Source organism: Arthrobacter sp. MYb229 (assembly GCF_002975405.1).
In the GTDB taxonomy this organism is placed as follows: Bacteria; Actinomycetota; Actinomycetes; order Actinomycetales; family Micrococcaceae; genus Glutamicibacter.
The window spans coordinates 274,055-294,354 of the sequence record NZ_PCPS01000001.1 but is presented as its reverse complement, the minus strand read 5'-3'; the positions used below and the strand labels follow the sequence as shown (position 1 = coordinate 294,354).

General features: G+C 59.1%; 20 protein-coding genes. 1 reads left to right on the top strand and 19 read right to left on the bottom strand.

Going from position 1 to position 20,300, the window contains the following annotated elements; translation table 11 throughout:
* Positions 1-13 precede the first annotated feature (13 nt).
* Entirely contained in the window at positions 14-523 is a 510-nt protein-coding gene (locus tag CQ019_RS01375) for a glyoxalase/bleomycin resistance/extradiol dioxygenase family protein (protein WP_105568749.1), read from the bottom strand.
* A gap of 69 nt (positions 524-592) precedes the next feature.
* Between CQ019_RS01375 and CQ019_RS01370 the strand changes: the two genes are divergently transcribed.
* The gene (locus CQ019_RS01370) at positions 593-1,432 is read left to right on the top strand and encodes a helix-turn-helix transcriptional regulator (RefSeq protein ID WP_105568748.1); all 840 of its coding nucleotides are present in this window, start codon (positions 593-595) and stop codon (positions 1,430-1,432) included.
* Here CQ019_RS01370 and CQ019_RS01365 read toward each other — a convergent pair.
* The 18 genes from CQ019_RS01365 to CQ019_RS01280 form a co-directional block, all read right to left on the bottom strand.
* Complete coding sequence (locus tag CQ019_RS01365) at positions 1,404-1,805, bottom strand: RidA family protein (protein ID WP_105568747.1); 402 nt, start codon at positions 1,803-1,805, stop codon at positions 1,404-1,406. The two genes, CQ019_RS01370 and CQ019_RS01365, sit on opposite strands and share 29 nt — an antisense overlap.
* Before the next feature lie 153 nt (positions 1,806-1,958).
* Positions 1,959-2,246: a 30S ribosomal protein S17 gene (gene rpsQ / locus CQ019_RS01360; protein ID WP_096256894.1), complete on the bottom strand. Its 288-nt coding sequence runs from the start codon at positions 2,244-2,246 to the stop codon at positions 1,959-1,961.
* Positions 2,246-2,515: a 50S ribosomal protein L29 gene (gene rpmC / locus CQ019_RS01355; protein WP_096283676.1), complete on the bottom strand. Its 270-nt coding sequence runs from the start codon at positions 2,513-2,515 to the stop codon at positions 2,246-2,248. The genes rpsQ and rpmC overlap by 1 nt, the downstream gene beginning before the upstream one ends.
* A 2-nt stretch (positions 2,516-2,517) precedes the next feature.
* Positions 2,518-2,934, bottom strand: coding sequence for a 50S ribosomal protein L16 (rplP, locus tag CQ019_RS01350; protein WP_096283678.1), 417 nt, complete (start codon positions 2,932-2,934; stop codon positions 2,518-2,520).
* Positions 2,935-3,720: a 30S ribosomal protein S3 gene (gene rpsC, locus CQ019_RS01345; protein WP_096283680.1), complete on the bottom strand. Its 786-nt coding sequence runs from the start codon at positions 3,718-3,720 to the stop codon at positions 2,935-2,937.
* A complete protein-coding gene (gene rplV, locus CQ019_RS01340) occupies positions 3,721-4,086 on the bottom strand; it encodes a 50S ribosomal protein L22 (protein WP_096256898.1) in 366 nt (121 codons plus the stop codon).
* 58 nt (positions 4,087-4,144) lie between these two features.
* Positions 4,145-4,426, bottom strand: a complete 282-nt coding sequence (rpsS, locus tag CQ019_RS01335) for a 30S ribosomal protein S19 (protein ID WP_096283683.1) — start codon at positions 4,424-4,426, stop codon at positions 4,145-4,147.
* Between the two features lie 12 nt (positions 4,427-4,438).
* Positions 4,439-5,278, bottom strand: a complete 840-nt coding sequence (gene rplB, locus CQ019_RS01330) for a 50S ribosomal protein L2 (protein WP_096283685.1) — start codon at positions 5,276-5,278, stop codon at positions 4,439-4,441.
* A gap of 31 nt (positions 5,279-5,309) precedes the next feature.
* The gene (rplW, locus tag CQ019_RS01325) at positions 5,310-5,612 is read right to left on the bottom strand and encodes a 50S ribosomal protein L23 (protein ID WP_096283687.1); all 303 of its coding nucleotides are present in this window, start codon (positions 5,610-5,612) and stop codon (positions 5,310-5,312) included.
* Positions 5,609-6,211 (bottom strand): 50S ribosomal protein L4, encoded by a 603-nt coding sequence (gene rplD, locus CQ019_RS01320; protein WP_096283689.1) that lies wholly within the window; start codon positions 6,209-6,211, stop codon positions 5,609-5,611. Before rplD ends, rplW begins: the two co-directional genes overlap by 4 nt.
* Before the next feature lie 4 nt (positions 6,212-6,215).
* Entirely contained in the window at positions 6,216-6,866 is a 651-nt protein-coding gene (gene rplC / locus CQ019_RS01315; RefSeq protein WP_096283691.1) for a 50S ribosomal protein L3, read from the bottom strand.
* Positions 6,867-6,886: 20 nt separating this feature from the next.
* Complete coding sequence (rpsJ, locus tag CQ019_RS01310; RefSeq protein WP_013349689.1) at positions 6,887-7,195, bottom strand: 30S ribosomal protein S10; 309 nt, start codon at positions 7,193-7,195, stop codon at positions 6,887-6,889.
* Between the two features lie 398 nt (positions 7,196-7,593).
* Entirely contained in the window at positions 7,594-11,247 is a 3,654-nt protein-coding gene (locus CQ019_RS01305; protein WP_105568746.1) for a hypothetical protein, read from the bottom strand.
* Positions 11,248-11,427: 180 nt separating this feature from the next.
* Positions 11,428-12,618, bottom strand: coding sequence for an elongation factor Tu (tuf, locus tag CQ019_RS01300; RefSeq protein ID WP_096283696.1), 1,191 nt, complete (start codon positions 12,616-12,618; stop codon positions 11,428-11,430).
* Between the two features lie 244 nt (positions 12,619-12,862).
* Complete coding sequence (fusA, locus tag CQ019_RS01295; protein WP_105568745.1) at positions 12,863-14,977, bottom strand: elongation factor G; 2,115 nt, start codon at positions 14,975-14,977, stop codon at positions 12,863-12,865.
* Positions 14,978-15,047: 70 nt separating this feature from the next.
* Positions 15,048-15,518 carry a 30S ribosomal protein S7 gene (rpsG, locus tag CQ019_RS01290; RefSeq protein ID WP_096283700.1) on the bottom strand — a complete coding sequence of 157 codons (471 nt, stop codon included), beginning with the start codon at positions 15,516-15,518 and terminating at the stop codon, positions 15,048-15,050.
* The gene (gene rpsL / locus CQ019_RS01285) at positions 15,518-15,892 is read right to left on the bottom strand and encodes a 30S ribosomal protein S12 (RefSeq protein WP_096283780.1); all 375 of its coding nucleotides are present in this window, start codon (positions 15,890-15,892) and stop codon (positions 15,518-15,520) included. Before rpsL ends, rpsG begins: the two co-directional genes overlap by 1 nt.
* Positions 15,893-16,343: 451 nt before the next feature.
* Positions 16,344-20,234 carry a DNA-directed RNA polymerase subunit beta' gene (locus tag CQ019_RS01280; RefSeq protein ID WP_105553139.1) on the bottom strand — a complete coding sequence of 1,297 codons (3,891 nt, stop codon included), beginning with the start codon at positions 20,232-20,234 and terminating at the stop codon, positions 16,344-16,346.
* Positions 20,235-20,300 lie beyond the last annotated feature (66 nt).

Sequence of the window (20,300 nt, the reverse complement as noted above, 5' to 3'; positions counted from 1 at the left end):
GACCACGCGCAGCTCAGGCCTGCTGCTCGGCCGCCCACCGGGCTACGCGTTCCTTGCTCTGAGCTTCGGAGAGATCCTCCACCCTGGACATCAGCGACCAGCGCACTCCAAAAGGATCAATGATCGAGGCAAAACGATCACCGGACACGAAGGTTGCCACCGGCTCGCGGATTGTGGCGCCCGCCGCCTCGGCCTTTGCCACTAGCTCATCGACGTTCGGGCAGTACAGGCCCATGGAGTAGCAGGCTTCGGGTTGCGCTGGTGGTGCAACGAGTCCGTAATCCGGGCTCGGCTCTCCCAGCTGCAGTTTGCCGTTGCCAAAGTCCAGGTCTGCGTGGACCATCACTCCCCCGATCTCCGTGGAGTCCACGACTCTGGCCTTAAAGACCTCACGGTAGAACTCCACGGCCCCAGCCGCATTCCGGATCGCCAAAAACGGGGTCAACGATGTGGATCCGTGAGGGATCCCTGCGACGGTGTGCTGCCCGGTCACACCCATTGTGTTTTCTTCTCGATATTCCATGTCTTCACCCTAGAAGCTTGTGGCACGCTGGGACTTGTAGATTCGCGCCAAGTTTGGAGGGGAACAGTCATGGACAGCTCGGCCGACCGTCGCGGCGTGCTCTATCCCGCAATGCTGCCAGAATTCATCCGAGTGCCGGCTCCCGAAGAATTGCGTGACCGCGTGGGCTGGTTCTGGCTGGCTCGCTGGGATATTGCCGCAGGGCGAACCTCGCGCCAAGAATTGCTTCCGTTCCCCTGCATGAACGTGGTTATACAACGCCAGGGCGTGACGCTCTCCGGCGTTGCTACCGGTGCCTCGCACCGAGATTTGAGCGGAACCGGCTGGGTTCTCGCGGCCATGCTCCTGCCAGCGTCCACCCCGGCCTTCGGCATCGATCCGCGCAGCTTGCTCGGAGCCGAGATGAGTATCCCGGGCGCGACACCGCACGAAGCGATCAGCGCATTGCTGGCTGGACCGGTGAAGCGGGAAACCATCGAATCGGCGATCCAGCTGTTCGCTGCGTGGCTCGAAGCGAAGATCCCGCACCCTTCGGTCCAAGGGCTTCTGGCGAATCGCATGCTTGAGCTGGCCGCCGGGCAAAGGGAAATCATCAATGTCCCCCAGCTGGCACAGGCCATGGGGATCTCGGTGCGCAGCGTGCAGCGCCTGGCAAAAGATTATGTGGGGCTCGCACCGTTGACCATCATCCGCCGATACCGCCTGCAAGAAGCCGCGCAGCGGCTGCGTGAAAGCCCCGAAACAACCATCGCCCAGATTGCCGCCGAGCTAGCGTACGCAGACCATGCGCATCTCACCACCGATTTTCGCCAGGTACTCGGTTTCACCCCCAGCGCCTACCGCGCAAATTCGAAACCTGCAGACGCGGTCTTTCGCGAACCTAATCAAACAGCGCGGCCACCGCACTGATTTCGACGAGCGCACCCATCACGCCCAAGCCTGCGACGAGGCTCGCGGTCACCAGCGGCGGGCTCGGGGAGCTCAGTTCGCCGGCGATAGCCCCATAGGCGCGGGATACCTCGACGCCCTCGGCAAGTTGGACGTTCCAGGAGATCACATCGGCCAGATCCGCGCCGGCGGCGTTCAGGGCGATGCGTGCGTTGTGCAACGCCCGAGCGGCCTGCACCGCCACATCATCGGCACCGATGAGCGTCCCGCGCTCGTCGACCGAGTTTTGCCCGCCCACGTAAACCATTCTCGCCCCGGGCGGCACCACCGCCACATGGCTGAACGCAGGCGAGTGGACAAGGCCCGCGGGCCGGATGAATTCGATGGAAGCCATACCCCATGCTGACAGCGCTGCGCCGCCACTTCAAGAGCTCGGATTTACCGTTTTCTCTCCCTCGGGGGCGCAAAAACGCCCCGGGGCTCTGCTTGCGCAGCGCTCCGGGGCGTTTTCAGTTATTCACGTAATCCGTGAAATCACCAAGAAAGCTTACTTAGCCTTCTCAACGATCTCAACGAGACGCCAGTTCTTGTCTGCTGACAATGGGCGAGTCTCTGCGATTACAACCAAGTCGCCAATGCCGGCTTCGTTGTTCTCGTCGTGAGCCTTCACGTTCTTGTTGCGACGCATGACCTTGCCGTAAAGGGCGTGCTTAACACGGTCCTCAACGTCAACGACGATGGTCTTCTGCATCTTGTCGGAAACCACGTAACCACGGAGGGTCTTGCGGTCGTTGCGCTCTACAGCTGCGTCCACGACGTTATCCTTCTCGCTCATTACTTGGTTTCCTTGCCCTTCTTGGTCTCTTCAACCGGGACAACAACTTCCTTACGAAGACCCAGCTCGCGCTCACGCATTACGGTGTAGATGCGTGCGATGTCGCGCTTGATAGCCTTCAGGTTGCCGTGAGTCTCAAGCTGGCCGGTAGCCGACTGGAAACGCAGGTTGAACAGTTCTGCCTTGGCCTTCTTCAATTCCTCGTTCAAACGAGTATTATCGAAGCCGTCCAGGGAGTCGACGCTTAGATCCTTAGAACCAATAGTCATCCCTATTCACCACCCTCACGACGCACGATGCGTGCCTTCAATGGCAGCTTGTGGATTGCGAGACGCAATGCTTCCTTAGCTACCTCTTCTGAAACGCCATCAAGTTCGAACAAGATGCGTCCTGGCTTTACGTTTGCAACCCACCACTCCGGGGAACCCTTACCGGAACCCATGCGGGTTTCGGCTGGCTTCTTGGTCAGTGGACGGTCTGGGTAAATGTTGATCCAGACCTTACCGCCACGCTTGATGTGACGGGTCATCGCGATACGAGCTGCCTCGATCTGACGGTTCGTCACGTAAGCAGGAGTAAGAGCCTGAATGCCGTATTCACCGAAAGCAACAGTGGTTCCGCCCTTGGCAGCGCCGGAGCGCTTCGGGTGGTGCTGCTTACGGAACTTCACTCGACGTGGGATAAGCATTTAAGCCTGTCCTCCTTCCGCAGCCGGAGCTGCAGCGCCCTTACGCTCTGGACGACGACGACGCTCTCCACCACGTGGACGATCGTTGCCACCGCCGCGACCACCGCGAGCCGGAGCTGCTGCGGCCTGCTGTGCAGCAAGTTCCTTGGCGGTTACGTCGCCCTTGTAGATCCAGACCTTCACGCCGATACGGCCGAAGGTGGTCTTGGCTTCGAACTTGCCGAAGTCGATGTTCGCACGCAGGGTGTGCAGCGGCACACGACCTTCGCGGTAGAACTCCTTGCGGGACATTTCTGCACCGCCAAGACGACCGGAGCACTGAACGCGGATGCCCTTGGCACCAGCGCGCATTGCCGACTGCATGGCCTTCTTCATCGCGCGGCGGAAAGCCACACGCGAAGCAAGCTGCTCGGCGATGCCCTGGGCGACCAACTGGGCCTCCATGTCAGGGTTCTTGACCTCGAGGATGTTCAGCTGAACCTGCTTAGCCGTCATCTTCTCCAGTGCGCCACGGATGCGATCTGCTTCGGCGCCGCGGCGGCCGATCACGATGCCCGGACGTGCGGTGTGGATATCCACACGAACACGGTCACGAGTGCGCTCGATCTCGACGCGGGCGATGCCTGCACGATCCATTCCGGTGGACAGCAATGCGCGGATCTTTACGTCTTCTTTTACGTAATCTGCGTAGCGCTGTCCTGGCTTGCTGCTATCGGCGAACCAGTGCGAAACGTGGTCAGTGGTGATGCCGAGACGGAAACCGTTCGGGTTTACCTTCTGTCCCATTTAGTTCTCCCCACCCTTCTCCGGGGTTGAAACAACCACGGTGACGTGGCTGGTGCGCTTCTTGATCTGGAATGCGCGACCCTGAGCTCGCGGCTGGAACCGCTTCATGGTCGGACCTTCGTCAACAAACGCTTCGCTGATGATCAGCTCGTCCTCATTGAATGCTTCACCTGCACGGTCTGCAGCGGCACGGGCGTTAGCCACTGCCGATGCAACAACCTTGTACACTGGCTCCGAAGCTGCCTGTGGGGCAAACTTCAGGATAGCCAACGCTTCGTTGGTCTGTAGACCACGAACAAGGTTGACGACGCGCCGGGCCTTCATAGGCGTCACGCGAATATGGCGCGCAATTGCCTTGGCTTCCATTGCTTTCCTTCTCTCGTCTCTCGAAGAGGGGTAAGCATCTCTAGATCCCTAACGGGACCTAGCGACGCTTGCCCTTCTTGTCGTCCTTTACGTGGCCACGGAACGTGCGGGTGGCTGCAAACTCTCCGAGCTTGTGGCCAACCATTGATTCGGTGACAAACACTGGAATGTGCTTACGACCGTCGTGCACGGCGATGGTGTGTCCCAGCATGTCCGGGATAATCATCGAACGGCGGGACCACGTCTTGATGACGTTCTTGGTGCCCTTTTCGTTTTCAGCTTCGACCTTAAGGAAGAGGTGCTGATCGACGAAGGGGCCTTTCTTCAGGCTGCGTGGCATGTTTCCAGGCTCCTATCGCTTGTTCTTGCCGGTACGACGGCGACGCACGATAAGCTTGTCGCTGTCCTTGTTCGGACGACGAGTGCGTCCTTCACGCTTACCATTAGGGTTGACCGGGTGACGACCACCGGAGGTCTTACCTTCACCACCACCGTGTGGGTGATCGATCGGGTTCATGGCGACACCACGCACGGTTGGGCGAACGCCCTTCCAGCGCATGCGGCCGGCCTTGCCCCAGTTGATGTTGATCTGCTCGGCATTGCCAACTTCGCCGATGGTTGCGCGGCAGCGCACATCAACGTTGCGGATTTCACCCGAAGGCAAACGCAGCTGAGCGAAGCGGCCCTCACGAGCCACCAGCTGGATCGAAGCGCCTGCGGAACGTGCCATCTTGGCACCGCCGCCGGGACGCAACTCGACCGCGTGGATTACGGAACCAACCGGGATATTGCGAAGCGGCAGGTTGTTACCTGGCTTGATATCCGCGTTTGGACCGGCCTCAACCTGGTCGCCCTGCTGGAGCTTGTTCGGAGCAACGATGTAGCGCTTGGTTCCATCAATGTAGTGGAGCAAAGCGATACGTGCGGTGCGGTTCGGGTCGTACTCGATGTGAGCAACGGTTGCCGGAACGCCGTCCTTGTCGTGACGACGGAAGTCGATCACGCGGTAGGCACGCTTGTGTCCGCCACCCTTGTGTCGGGTGGTGATCTTACCGGAGTTGTTACGGCCGCCGCTCTTGGTGAGCGGGCGAACCAGCGACTTTTCCGGAGTCGATCGGGTGATTTCTGCGAAGTCAGCTACCGACGAGCCGCGAAGGCCCGGGGTAGTTGGCTTGTACTTACGAATTCCCATTTTTCTTATTCCTCGTTAAAGTGGTCTCCGCTTAGGAAAGCGGACCGCCGAAGATGTCAATCGATCCTTCTTTCAAGGTGATGATTGCGCGCTTGGTATCCTTGCGTGCACCCCACCCGAACTTGGTGCGCTTGCGCTTACCGGATCGATTCATGGTGTTTACGGACTCAACCTTGACGTTGAAGATAGCTTCAACGGCATTCTTGATTTCCGACTTGTTCGAACGTGGGTCGACCAAGAAGGTGTACTGACCTTCATCGATCAGGCCGTAGCTCTTTTCCGAAACGACTGGTGCGATGACCACATCGTGCGGAGCCTTTGAGAAGACGCTCACTTGGCTTCCTCCTTCTGGACCAGTGCTTCGAAGGCAGCCTTGGTGAAGACTACGTCATCCGAAACCAGAACATCGTAGGTGTTCAACTGGTCGACGTATAGGACGTGCACGGAATCAAGGTTGCGCACCGAAAGTGCTGCAACATCGTTCGCGCGGTCAATGACGACGAGCAGGTTCTTGCGCTCGGTCAGCGAACGCAAGGTTGCCAGAGCTTCCTTGGTCGACGGGGTTTCACCGGCAACCAGGTTCTCGATCACGTGGACACGATCGAAGCGTGCGCGATCAGACAGGGCGCCGCGCAGTGCAGCAGCCTTCATCTTCTTCGGGGTACGCTGCGAGTAATCACGTGGGGTTGGACCGTGGACAATGCCACCGCCGGTCATGTGTGGAGCACGGATCGAACCCTGACGGGCGCGGCCGGTACCCTTCTGCTTGAACGGCTTGCGACCGGCGCCGGAAACTTCCGAGCGGTCCTTGGTCTTGTGGGTACCCTGGCGGGCAGCAGCAAGCTGTGCAACGACAACCTGGTGCAACAGCGGGACGTTGGTCTGTACGTCGAAGATACCTGCTGGCAGGTCGACGTTAAGTGCCTTAGTCATTTACTTATGCTCCCTTCACGGCGGTGCGTACGAGAACGACGCGACCGCGAGCGCCTGGAACGGCGCCCTTGATCAGCAGAAGGTTCTTCTCAGCGTCGATGGCGTGAATGGTCAGGTTCTGAGTGGTTACCCGCTCAGCACCCATGCGACCGGCCATCTTCTGTCCACGGAAAACGCGACCTGGGGTCGATGCGCCGCCGATGGAACCTGGCTTGCGGTGGTTCTTGTGCGCACCGTGGGAAGCCGGAGCACCCTTAAAGTTGTGACGCTTCATAACGCCGGCAAAGCCCTTACCCTTCGAGGTGCCTACAACGTCGACCTTCTGGCCTGCGTTGAACAGCTCGACGGACAGTTCCTGTCCAGCGGTGTACTCGGCTGCATCTTCAGTGCGCAGCTCCACCAGGTGACGACGTGGGGTCACGCCGGCAGCTTCAAAGTGACCAGCCAGTGGCTTGGTGACCTTGCGTGGGTCGATCTGGCCGTAGCCGATCTGAACTGCGGTGTAGCCATCACGCTCAGCGTTAACTAGCTGGGTGACAACGTTGCTGTCAGCCTGCACGACGGTGACTGGGATCAGAATGTTGTTTTCATCCCAAACCTGGGTCATGCCGAGCTTCGTGCCCAACAGTCCCTTGAAATTACGGGTTGCGGTCATAGTTTTCTCGCCACCTCCCCTTAAAGCTTGATTTCGATGTTGACATCCGCTGGCAGGTCGAGACGCATCAGCGAATCAACAGCCTTCGGGGTCGGATCGACGATGTCGATCAGACGCTTGTGCGTGCGCATTTCGAAGTGCTCACGGCTGTCCTTGTACTTGTGTGGCGAACGGATAACGCAGTACACGTTCTTTTCCGTTGGCAGCGGCACTGGGCCGACTACGGTTGCGCCTGCGCGCGTGACCGTCTCAACGATCTTCCGGGCCGAAACGTCAATGACCTCGTGGTCATACGACTTCAGCCGGATGCGGATTTTCTGTCCCGCCATGGCGTCATGCCTCTTTCTGTTAGCACTATCTAGAATTACTGTGCCTGTATACGGGCCCTTGCGGACCGGCACGCCTTACGCTGCGACTGAATCCGGATCAGATCCGGGTTCCTCACCCGCAGGTGGCTCCGACCCCCGCGGTCGGGCGTGTCGTGTAAATTTTAGTCACGACAAAACCGACAGGGTTTTCACTTTGTGCGAAGGTCTTTTGGTTTGCAGCGGTTGTATCGATCCCGAACCCCAGGCATTATCCTGGGTGAGAGCCGATCCCGGTCGCGCAAACCACTACCGATTACCCCTCGCGGGGATCGGGTTGCAATCAAGCAACTTATCTAGTCTGACAGGTCGACCGCCGTGGCGCAAATCTTTTGCCCGGATTCAGCCCAGTGATCTTGACCTCACGAACCGGCATCGCCGCGATCTTGGCGCTCTCGCTCCGCGCCGCCCGGGTCAGCCTCCTCGCTCTTGGGCTTGCGTTCAACGCGCACCAGCTTGAGCACCGCCGCGACAATCAGCGCGATGCCGGCAAGCACCAGCCAAAGGAATGCCAGGTACCGCAAGAACCACAGCACCGCCGCGGTAATGGCGATCGCGCCCCACCAGATGTAGCGCTTCTGCCCCAGCTTCAGGCCGAGAACGATTAATGCGGCAAAGAAGAAGAGGCTAAAGACCTGCGCCGTCCCATTGCCATCTGCCAGGGTGCTCAACTGGGTCAGCGAGGCAAGAACGGCGGCCGCGACCAGATACCCATGAGCCACCGGCGAGCGTTTGCCCATGAAGTGACGAACGGCCAGGATGCCGGCAACGAGCGTGAAGTACAGGAAGAAGAAACTGATATCTGGCAGGCGAAGAATCTGGCTGTAGCTGCTGAAGCCCAACAATGCGCCGAGCACTATCAGCACATCGCTCCCCCACCGAAGCCAGCGCGTCGGCAATTCGTACATCCGAACTAGAACGGCGGCACCAAAGATCAGCACCGCACCGGCACTAATCCACACCGCCCGCAGATCGTTGAAATGCACCAACGCCCCGGCGATCAGGGTGCTTAGAATCATCGCCGCGAAATAGATACGCGCAGCGGCTCCGCTGGCCCCGCGCGAGGTCACCAGTTCGCGGGGAAAATGTGGAACCGGCTCGGCGAACCGGCCATGCAAGAGCGAAATGATCAACAGCACCATTGCAGTGAATAGCAGCTGCCAGGTGGGGTCCATCCAGGGCTGCAGGCCAGGTGGCCTAGTCCCCCGCCAGAACTCGATGCCTTGGCCAATAGCTCCCAGCAATGCAAGACCGGCGCCGGCCGCCAACCACGGGATTTTCCGGGTGTGAACCAAAAGCCCGAGCTGCAGCGCGGCAATCAGGAAGATCAGCGCGAACCACCCGGGGGCGGGAGCTACGAGCCCAATGCAGAACAACGCGAAGACCGTGCCAAAGATCGGCGCGAAGCGCAGTGTGGCCGAATCGCGCAAGCGCCACTGTATCCCCAGGCTGATCAGCGCCAGCGCCATGAGCAGAATCTGAATCATCTGCACAGACCACCACGGTCCGTGAATCCAGCCGGTGGCTGAGAAGCTTTGCACGCCTTGGACATAGCACAGGCCGCACAGTCCCATGATGGCTGCGAAGAGCAGGAACTCTGCATGCTTCGACTGCCCTCTGATGCCCAAGAACCCTGCCACCGAATGAATGATCCACAAGCTCAATCCCAACAGCATGGTGCCACGGTCATGCAGCCCAAAGCTCGCATCACCGATGAGTAGGAATAGCGGCAGCAGGCAAACCAGTCCGACGGTAATCCACAGCATCTCTCGGCTCAAACGGCGTCCGGTTCGCATGACGAGGAACAAGCGAAGCAGTTGCGGCACCATAACCGATACCAGCAACAGGGCGAAGCGACCATGGGAATCAAAATTGATCATGTCCACAAACCACCAGATGCTCAGGGTGAAGGTGATTTGTGCGGCGCCGGCGTAGCTCATCTTCCAGCGTGGTGAGTGAACCAGATGAGCGCCACGCAGATAGAAGAATAGATTCACAAGTCCCACGAAAGGCAGGGCGTTTTGCGGCTCCTGGAAGCTGAGCAGGAAGAGCCCACCACTAGCTGCCAGCACCATGGTGCGCAGTATTTGCACTGCGCGTTCCTGGCCGAAGCCATCGTTGCGCCAACCGGCCAGAATCACGCTGGCCAACGTTAGGAGGATTCCTATGAAGAACCAGTTGCCGGCAGGTAGTCCAAGGAAGCTTGCCGTAGCAGCATCCACGCCAGCCACCTGGTTCACCATAGATCCGATGTACCCCAGGGTGATCAACGCCAGCAGCGCGGAAGCACCGAATCGAATGAGTTGCCCACGAGTCCGGTCGGCTAGCCGAGCGCCTTGGAGCGTCGAGATGAGCCACAGTGCAAACAAAGGTACCCACAGGCCCACAACCCACGCTAGCTGCAGCGAGACATTCTCCGACACGTTCATCGCGTACCAGCTTGACCTACCCGTTTGGTGATCAAAACCGCTCAGCATCTGCTGCACCGTGCGACCGCCAAATCCGCCGAAGACAAGGAACCCGATCCACCGGGTCTGGTCTAGCGCCAGATGCCAGCGGCGATCCGTTTCGCTGCGCATCGCGAGTGTGAGTCCCACCAGAGCCACGGCTACCCCCGGCAATGCCCGCCAGGCAAACCAGTCACTGGCGGTGATCCCCAGCAGGACCAGCGCCACGATAGCGGCCGCTTCAATCTTTCCCCGCTTGCCCAAGGCTGGAACCGCGAAGAGCTGAAGCACGGGAATCAACAGCACCGCATACCACCAAGGAATGAGTTCTCCGCTGGCATTGAGCATAACCGCGAGCATTGAGGCGCAGACCAGCACCCAGAGGAGCACCCGTTCGGCCCGCCACCAGTTGGCTGGCACCGTGAAAAGCCGGCGATAACCTCGCGCATAATGCGTGATCGCCAGGGCCTGCGCCGCCCAAAGCACCGCGATGAGCATCCAGGTATTCCGTGGTTCCCAGGCCAGGTCATTTGCGGTGGCGAAAATCAGCAGCATGAAGCTCACGCGTGCCGCGTAGAGCCGATGCAGCCGGAACCTCACCAGCAATCTGATGGAGAGCAGCAGGTGGGCGGTCACCAAGAAGAACACCCACACCAAGTCGCGGGCATGCAAGGTGGTCAACATGACTAATGCCAGGCCAAGCACCAACAGCGGCAGCAACTGCGCGGTGGCGGACACGGCCGAGTAGAAGAGCGAGGAGCGTACCTTTGCGCTGCGCACGGCCAGGACAAGCAGCACCAGGGAGAGCAGCAGTAAGAAGAGCAGGTAGAACAAGATGCCGCGTTGCACCGTGGCCGCGCAGGCCATGGTGGTGGACACCACTACGAAGACCGCGATCCAGGCTAGCACCCGGGAGCGTAAACGGAGGGTGGCGAAACCCACGGCAAGGGTGCCCAGCACCGAGAAGACCAGCCACACCACTGCCGCCGGCACCGGGAGCGTCAGGTAGGTCGCGATTCCCGATAACGGCAATAAGGCCAACCCGGTTCCGGCGAAGGCGCTGGCGGCAGGCTTGAGATTCTGCTTTGCCCCGTGCACATAGAGTCCTCCGCCGTAAAAGGCCGCGGCCAATGCGAACAAGGCGATGAGTTTAGGCAACGGCGGTAATGCGAAGCTCAGGAACAGGGCTCCGGCGGCCACGATCAGCAGGGCGGCCACGTAGAGGGTGACGTTGATATTGCGCAGTTCCCGTTCACGCGGGGTCAGTTGCTTCACCGGGCGGACAGGCGCTGCGGGTGCTTGGACCGGCGGCCTGGCATAGACCTGCGCAGCGGGGTTCGCCACCGGGGCTTCCAGGGGCCAATTACTCGCCTCTTGGCTCGGTGGCGGCAGAGCGTGCGTGGAAGGCTGCTGGGCGGTACGCGCCGCGTAGTTAGTGGCGGCGTTATAGCCTTCCTGCCAGGCTTGCTGCTTGGCCTCGGAGTTCACCGTGTGGTTCCTGCGGCCAATGCGAAAGCCTATGAAGAAGCTGGCAGCCACGAGCAGGAGAACCAAGATGAACCAGAACATGCCGCGACCTTAGATCGATGAACTCGCAGAGGGATATCCACGCAATCCAATTAGACCACTGCATTGACATACTTGGCACTTAACGCGCAGATGTTAAGCAAAAAGATCTCCACCTCTTCCGAAGAAGTGGTGGAGATCTTTTTTGTCAGACCAGTTGGCCTAGATCAGTTAAGCAGCGAACTACTTGGTGATCTTGGTGACCTTGCCCGAACCAACGGTGCGGCCGCCTTCACGGATAGCGAAGCCGAGGCCATCTTCCATGGCGATTGGCTGAATCAGCTCAACCGACATTTCGGTGTTGTCGCCTGGCATGACCATCTCGGTGCCCTCTGGGAGGGTGATGACGCCGGTCACGTCGGTGGTGCGGAAGTAGAACTGCGGACGGTAGTTCGAGTAGAACGGGTTGTGACGTCCGCCTTCGTCCTTCGACAGGATGTAGACGTTGGCATCGAAGCCGGTGTGCGGGGTGATCGAGCCTGGGGCTACGATAACCTGGCCGCGCTCGACATCGTCGCGCTTCAGACCGCGAAGCAGCAGGCCACAGTTCTCGCCGGCCCATGCCTCGTCGAGCTGCTTGTGGAACATCTCGATACCGGTAACGGTGGTCTTCTGGATCGGACGGATGCCGACAACTTCGACTTCCGAGTTGATCTTCAGGGTGCCACGCTCGGCGCGACCGGTCACAACGGTACCGCGACCGGTGATGGTGAAGACGTCTTCGATTGGCATCAGGAATGGACGATCGCGATCACGAACTGGGTTCGGGATGTAGGTATCGACTGCTTCCATCAGTTCCTCGATGGACTTGGTCCACTCAGCGTCGCCTTCCAGAGCCTTCAGGCCCGAAACGCGGATCACTGGTGCATCGTCGCCATCGAAGCCCTGCGAGGAGAGAAGTTCGCGAACTTCCATCTCGACGAGCTCAAGGAGCTCCTCGTCCTCAACCATGTCGGACTTGTTCAGTGCAACCATCAGGGATGGCACGCCAACCTGACGAGCAAGCAGAACGTGCTCGCGGGTCTGAGCCATTGGGCCGTCGGTAGCAGCAACCACGAGGATTGCGCCGTCCATCTGAGCCGCACCGGTGATCATGTTCTTGACATAGTCAGCGTGGCCTGGAGCGTCAACGTGTGCGTAGTGACGGGTCTCGGTCTGGTACTCAACGTGCGAGATATTGATGGTAATACCGCGCTGGCGCTCTTCTGGAGCGGAGTCAACCGACGCGAAGTCGCGCTGCTCGTTGAGATCAGGGTACTTGTCAGCAAGTACCTTGGAGATGGCGGCGGTCAACGTGGTCTTACCGTGGTCAACGTGACCAATGGTGCCGATGTTGACGTGCGGCTTGGTCCGCTCGAACTTTGCCTTTGCCACAGGTTCCTCCTAGAAACGTTTTACAGAAGACTTACTTTCGTTTGCGCGATTCGCAAACGAACTGGAATCAGTCTACTGGGGGCTTGGATATTTACGAAAATTTCGGTCCTGCGCGGGTCCTGCATGTGATGCAAATCCCTCGTTGGCCGTTTGCGAGGCCGGCTTCATTGGCAATAAAGCCGGCTTCGCGATCGGCCACTCCCCCACACTGGCGGGGTCACGGCCAAGTTTGCTTCCTGGACGATTACTCGCCGCGGGCCTTCTGGATGATCTCTTCGGCAACTGCCTTCGGGACCTCAGAGTAGCTGTGGAAGGTCATCGAGTACACTGCACGACCCTGGGTCTTGGACCGCAGATCACCAATGTAACCGAACATCTCCGACAGTGGCACGTGGGCATTGATAACCTTCACGCCAGCTGCATCGGACATCTCGGTGATCGAGCCACGGCGGGAGTTCAGGTCGCCGATAACGTCGCCCATGTACTCTTCCGGGGTACGAACTTCGACGCTCATCAGTGGTTCAAGCAAGATTGGGTTAGCGCGGCGTGCGCCTTCCTTGAATACCTGTGAGCCAGCGATCTTGAACGCCATTTCCGAGGAGTCAACGTCGTGGTAAGCACCGTCGATGACGGTAGCCTTCACGCCGACCATCTGGTAACCAGCAAGGATGCCGTACTGCATGGCGTCCTGGATACCGGCGTCGATGGATGGGATGTACTCACGAGGGATACGACCACCGGTGACGGCGTTCTTGAACTCGTAGGTAACTCCGTCGACAACCTCTAGAGGTTCGAACGATACCTGGACCTTTGCGAACTGGCCCGAACCACCGGTCTGCTTCTTGTGGGTGAAGTCAACCTTCTCCACAGCCTTCTTGATGGTTTCGCGGTATGCGACCTGTGGCTTACCCACGTTGGCTTCCACGCGGAATTCGCGCTTCATGCGGTCCACCAGGATATCCAGGTGAAGCTCGCCCATGCCGCCGATTTCGGTCTGGCCGGTGTCGTCGTTCAACGAAACGGTGAAGGTTGGATCTTCCGCAGACAGCTTCTGGATAGCGGTCGACAGCTTTTCCTGGTCACCCTTGGTCTTAGGCTCGATGGCCACGAAGATCACTGGTGCTGGGAACGACATCGACTCAAGCACGATCGGGTTCGCTGGATCGCAAAGGGTATCACCGGTGGTGGTATCCTTCAGGCCGATCACGGCGTAGATGTGACCTGCGTGGATCTCTTCAACCGGATTCTCCTTGTTGGAGTGCATCTGGAAGAGCTTGCCAACGCGTTCCTTCTTCTGCTTCGTCGAGTTCAGCAACTGAGTACCTGAAGTTGCCTTGCCCGAGTAGACGCGGATGAAGTTCAGCTGGCCGAAGAATGGGTGCGCGGCAATCTTGAAAGCCAGTGCCGAGAATGGTGCATCCTCGGTAGGCTCGCGAGTGAGCTCAACTTCTTCGTCCTTTGGATCGTGGCCCACCATGGCGCCCACGTCAAGTGGGTTTGGCAGGAAGTCGATCACTGCGTCGAGCATTGGCTGCACGCCGCGGTTCTTGAAGGCCGAACCACAGAAGACCGGGTAGATCTCCGAGTTGATGACCATCTTGCGAATGCCGGCTTTGAGCTCGTCATTGCTGATCTCTTCGCCTTCGAGGAACTTCTCCATGAGCTCGTCAGAGCCCTCGGCGACATCCTCAACCAGCTTGGCGCGGTACTCGTTGGCCTTTTCCTGCATATCTGCAGGAATTTCGCGAGTCTCGTAGGCGGCACCCATGGTGACGTCACCCTTGGAGTCGCCTTCCCAGACGAATGCCTTCATGGTCATCAAGTCGACCACACCGGTGAATTCGTGCTCGGAACCGATAGGCAGCTGCATCACCAATGGCTTGGCACCCAAGCGCTTGACGATGGTATCTACGGTGAAGTAGAAGTCAGCACCCAGCTTGTCCATCTTGTTGACGAAGCAGATACGCGGAACGTTGTACTTGTCAGCCTGGCGCCAAACGGTCTCAGACTGAGGCTCAACGCCTTCCTTGCCATCGAACACGGCAACGGCGCCATCGAGCACGCGCAGCGAGCGCTCCACCTCAACGGTGAAGTCAACGTGGCCAGGGGTGTCGATGATGTTGATCTGGTTGTTGTTCCAGAAGCAAGTCACGGCCGCGGAGGTAATGGTGATACCGCGTTCCTTTTCCTGCTCCATCCAGTCGGTGGTCGACGCACCGTCGTGGGTCTCACCGAGCTTGTGATTCACACCCGTGTAGAACAGGATGCGCTCAGTAGTAGTGGTCTTACCAGCATCGATGTGTGCCATGATGCCGATATTTCGGACCTTATTCAGGTCAGTAAGCACGTCCTGTGCCACGTTGTCTCCCTAAAAGGTGAGGCTAGGATTGGCTGGGTGCCTTTTGACACCCAGCAATTCCAAGCGGTTCTTACCAGCGGTAATGGGCGAAGGCCTTGTTGGACTCGGCCATCTTGTGAGTGTCTTCGCGACGCTTCACAGCGGCACCCAGACCGTTCGATGCATCCAAGATCTCGTTCATCAAACGCTCGATCATGGTCTTCTCGCGGCGAGCCTTCGAGTAGCCAACCAACCAGCGCAGTGCAAGTGCGGTTGCGCGGCCTGGCTTGACCTCGACGGGAACCTGGTAAGTAGCGCCACCAACACGGCGTGAACGAACCTCGAGGGCCGGGCGGATGTTATCCATGGCCTTCTTGAGAGTCGTCACAGCGTCGGTGCCGGACTTTGCGGCCGCACCTTCGAGTGCACCGTAAACAATGCGCTCTGCAGTGGACTTCTTGCCGTCGACGAGAACCTTGTTGATCAGCTGAGTGACCAATGGGGATTCGAAGACCGGATCAGAAACTAGTGGGCGCTTTGGCGCCGGACCCTTACGAGGCATTACTTACCATCCTTCTTCGCGCCGTAGCTGGAACGAGCCTGCTTACGACCCTTAACACCCTGAGTATCAAGAGCACCACGTACAATCTTGTAACGAACACCTGGGAGGTCCTTTACACGACCACCGCGAACGAGCACGATGGAGTGTTCCTGCAGGTTGTGTCCGACACCTGGAATGTAAGCGGTAACTTCGATGCCACCGGCAAGGCGCACACGTGCGACCTTACGCAGAGCCGAGTTAGGCTTCTTCGGGGTGGTGGTGTACACACGGGTGCATACGCCACGACGCATTGGGTTGCCCTTGAGGGCAGGAGCCTTGGTCTTGACGACCTTAGGCGAGCGGCCCTTACGGACCAGCTGCTGAATAGTAGGCACTTTCGTGTCCTTCCATTGTCTAAGTTTGTCGGCACCACAACCGAACAGAATCTGCGAAGTTGTGGAGCTAGCTGCTTGCTTTGCGGCCAGCAGGAACGGAAAGTCCCTAGGCGTGCGAAAGTGTGGCATTTGTTGCGCAACCTGCCCGCAACCCGGACCGAGTCCATTTTGCCACACCTAAAACAATTGATCTCAGTCTAGCATTAAACCGCCATCGCTCTAGTTTCCGTAAGCTATCTCACCAATGCACTGATCCTATCGAGCCAAGCTGAACGGCGGCGATACCGCAGGTGACCACGGGGTGAATCTAGCAGCGTCGTTTGCGGCAAATCATCTTTAGTGGACTATTCTCCCACTGATCTATCCACTAATTGGTCTGCGCTTAAATGGAACGCCCGCCGGCACACGAGGTACCGGCGGGCGTTTTGACTAACTAGTTAAGAATCCGTGTTTAGCGGAAGTCCGAACCGTGGTCGTAGTCGTCCATCGAGATGGCCTGGAACTCTGGCGAAAGATTGCCCTCCAGCGCATCGTCGTACAGGCCCGAAGAGAAGGCCGAAGAACCGGTGAACAAAGTTGCCTTTGCTTCGTCGGTTGGCTCGACATTGATCTGGGTGTAGCGATCCAAGCCGGTACCGGCCGGGATCAACTTACCGATGATCACGTTCTCCTTCAGACCCAGCAATGGATCCGACTTGCCTTCCATCGCAGCCTGAGTCAGGACGCGGGTGGTTTCCTGGAAGGAAGCAGCCGACAGCCATGAATCGGTGGCAAGCGATGCCTTGGTAATACCCATCATCTCGTCACGACCGGCGGCCGGGCGCTTGCCCTCGGTGACTGCCTTCTTGTTCGCAGCGGTGAAGCGCGAACGGTCGGCCAGCTCGCCCGGAAGCAAGTCGGTTTCGCCGGATTCGATGACGGTGACGCGACGCAGCATCTGGCGGACGATGACTTCCACGTGCTTATCGTGGATGCCTACACCCTGGGACTGGTACACGTCCTGGACCTCACGGACCAAGAACTTCTGAGCTTCACGTGGGCCGAGGACTCGAAGAACCTGCTTCGGATCCAAGGTACCGCTGGTGAGCTGAGTACCGGCGACGATGCTTTCGCCCTCTTCAACCAACAGGCGAGCACGACGCAGAACCGGGTAGGCCTGCTTCTCGTCGCCGTTGTCTGGAGTGACGACAACGCGCAGCTGCTTCTCGTCGTCCTCGATCGACACGCGACCGGTGACCTCGGACATCGGAGCCACACCCTTAGGGGTACGGGCTTCGAACAGTTCCTGGATACGAGGCAGACCCTGGGTAATATCGTCAGCCGATGCGACACCACCGGTGTGGAAGGTACGCATGGTCAGCTGGGTACCAGGCTCACCGATGGACTGTGCGGCGATAATGCCTACGGCCTCGCCGATGTCCACGGTCTTGCCGCTGGCCAGCGAGCGACCGTAGCACAGAGCACAGGTTCCCACGGCCGAATCACAGGTCAGCACGGAGCGGACACGGATCTCATCGACGCCGGCTGCGTACAGCTGGTCGATGAGCACGTCGCCCACATCGGCGCCGGCTGCTGCCAGCACGTTGCCGTCCGCGTCCTTGGCCTCGGTGGCCAGGGTGCGGGTGTAAGCCGAGTTCTCGACGGTTTCGTGCATCATGCGCACACCAACGGAGTTGTTGGCGATCGGCACGGTCAGGCCGCGGCGGGTGCCACAGTCTTCTTCGCGCACGATAACGTCCTGTGAAACGTCCACCAGACGACGGGTCAGGTAACCCGAGTTAGCGGTCTTCAACGCGGTATCGGCCAGACCCTTACGGGCACCGTGGGTCGCGATGAAGTACTCCAGAACCGACAGGCCTTCGCGGTACGAGGACTTGATCGGGCGAGGAATAATTTCACCCTTAGGGTTGGACACCAGACCACGAATACCGGCGATCTGCCGCAGTTGCAGGTAGTTACCACGAGCCTTGGAAGTCACCATGCGGTTAATGGTGTTCAGCTCTTCCATGCCGTTCTTCATCGCCTCGGCAACCTCATCGGTAGCCTTGGTCCAGATGTCGATCAGGTCCTGGCGGCGTTCGGTATCGGCAATCAAGCCCTTATCGAACGAAGCCTGAACCTTCGCGGCACGAACCTCGTAAGGAGCAAGGATGGCTGCCTTGTCCATATTCGAGGTAATATCCGAGATTGCCACGGTGACGCCCGAGCGGGTTGCCCAGTAGAAACCGGCATCCTTCAGGTTGTCCAGGGTTTCGGCGGCGGTGATCTTCGGGTAGCGCTCGGCCAGATCGTTGACGATCTCCGAAAGCGCATCCTTGCCGGTCACGTGTGCAACCCATGGGTAGTCCGCTGGCAGGGTGTCGTTGAACAACACCTGGCCCAGCGAGGTCTCCAAGAGCGCATCGGTGCCTGGCTCCCAGCCTTCCGGAGCTGGCTGCTCCTCGGAAGGAACGAAGTTCGGTACGCGAATCTTGACCGGTGCGTTCAGGTGCAGCTCACGCAGGTCCATTGCCATAATGGCTTCGGCAACCGAGGTGAAGGTGCGTCCGGCACCGGCTTCGGTAGCGCGCTTGGTGGTCAGGTGGTGCAGACCGATGATCATATCCTGCGAAGGAAGTGCCACCGGGCGGCCGTCCGAAGGCTTCAAGATGTTGTGCGAGGACAACATCAGGATGCGCGCTTCGGCCTGGGCTTCTGGGCTCAGCGGCAGGTGAACTGCCATCTGGTCACCGTCGAAGTCGGCGTTGAAGGCAGCACAAACCAGCGGGTGCAGCTGCAATGCCTTGCCCTCGACCAGCTGAGGTTCGAACGCCTGGATGCCCAAACGGTGCAGGGTAGGTGCACGGTTCAGCAGTACCGGGTGCTCGGTGATGATCTCTTCGAGAACATCCCAAACCTGTGGGCGGTAACGCTCAACCATGCGCTTGGCGCTCTTGATGTTCTGTGCGTGGTTGAGGTCAACCAGGCGCTTCATCACGAACGGCTTGAAGAGCTCCAGGGCCATCTGCTTAGGCAGACCACACTGGTGCAGCTTCAGCTGCGGACCAACCACGATGACCGAACGGCCCGAGTAGTCAACACGCTTGCCGAGCAGGTTCTGACGGAAACGACCCTGCTTGCCCTTGAGCATGTCGCTCAGGGACTTCAGCGGGCGGTTACCCGGTCCGGTGACCGGACGGCCACGACGACCGTTGTCGAACAGCGAGTCAACAGCTTCCTGGAGCATGCGCTTTTCGTTGTTCACGATGATCTCGGGGGCACCGAGATCCAGCAGGCGCTTCAGGCGGTTGTTGCGGTTGATCACGCGGCGGTACAGGTCGTTCAGGTCCGAGGTGGCGAAACGGCCACCGTCGAGCTGAACCATCGGACGCAGCTCTGGTGGGATCACCGGAACGGAATCCAGCACCATGCCCTCTGGCGAGTTCTGGTTGACCAGGAAGGCGTTGACCACCTTCAGGCGCTTCAGTGCACGGGCCTTCTTCTGGCCCTTGCCCTCGTCGATGATCTTCTTGAGCAGTTCGGCTTCGCCGGCAAGGTCGAAGTTCTGCAGGCGCTTCTGGATCGATTCTGCACCCATAGAGCCTTCGAAGAACAGTCCGTACTTCTCACGCATGGTGCGGTACAGGCCTTCATCGCCCTCAAGGTCAGCGACCTTCAGGCCCTTGAAGCGTTCCCAGACCGCACGCAGGCGCTCTGCTTCGAGCTTCGCGCGCTTGTCGATCTGCAGCACGGTCTTCTCTGCCAGGGTGCGAGCCTTGTTCAGCTCGGCGCCCTTGGCACCGTCGGCCTCCATGCGCTCAAGCTCGGTTTCGAGCTCGGCGGCAATGGCCTTCTTGTCGGCTTCCGCGTTGTTTGCCAGGTTGCGCAGTTCCAGATCATGCTGGGCCTGCAGGTTAGGCAATTCGGCGTGGCGACGCTCTTCGTTGACGCTGGTGATCATGTAGGCAGCGAAGTAAATGACCTTTTCGAGGTCCTTCGGAGCCAGATCCAGCAGGTAGCCCAAACGCGATGGAACGCCCTTGAAGTACCAGATGTGGGTCACTGGAGCGGCAAGCTCGATGTGTCCCATGCGCTCACGACGAACGTTAGCGCGGGTCACCTCGACGCCACAACGCTCACAGATGATGCCCTTGAAACGTACGCGCTTGTACTTACCGCAGTAGCATTCCCAGTCCCGGGAAGGGCCGAAGATCTTTTCGCAGAAAAGTCCGTCCTTCTCTGGCTTCAGGGTGCGGTAGTTAATGGTTTCCGGCTTCTTGACTTCGCCGTAGCTCCAACCGCGAATTTCTTCTGCGGTAGCAAGGCCAATGCGCATGAGGCCGAATGAGGAATCGCTGGACATAGGGTCCTTTTCTCTCTTCTTTGGTGTCTGAAGTCGATACGAATAAGTAAGTCTTGGTGAGCCGCT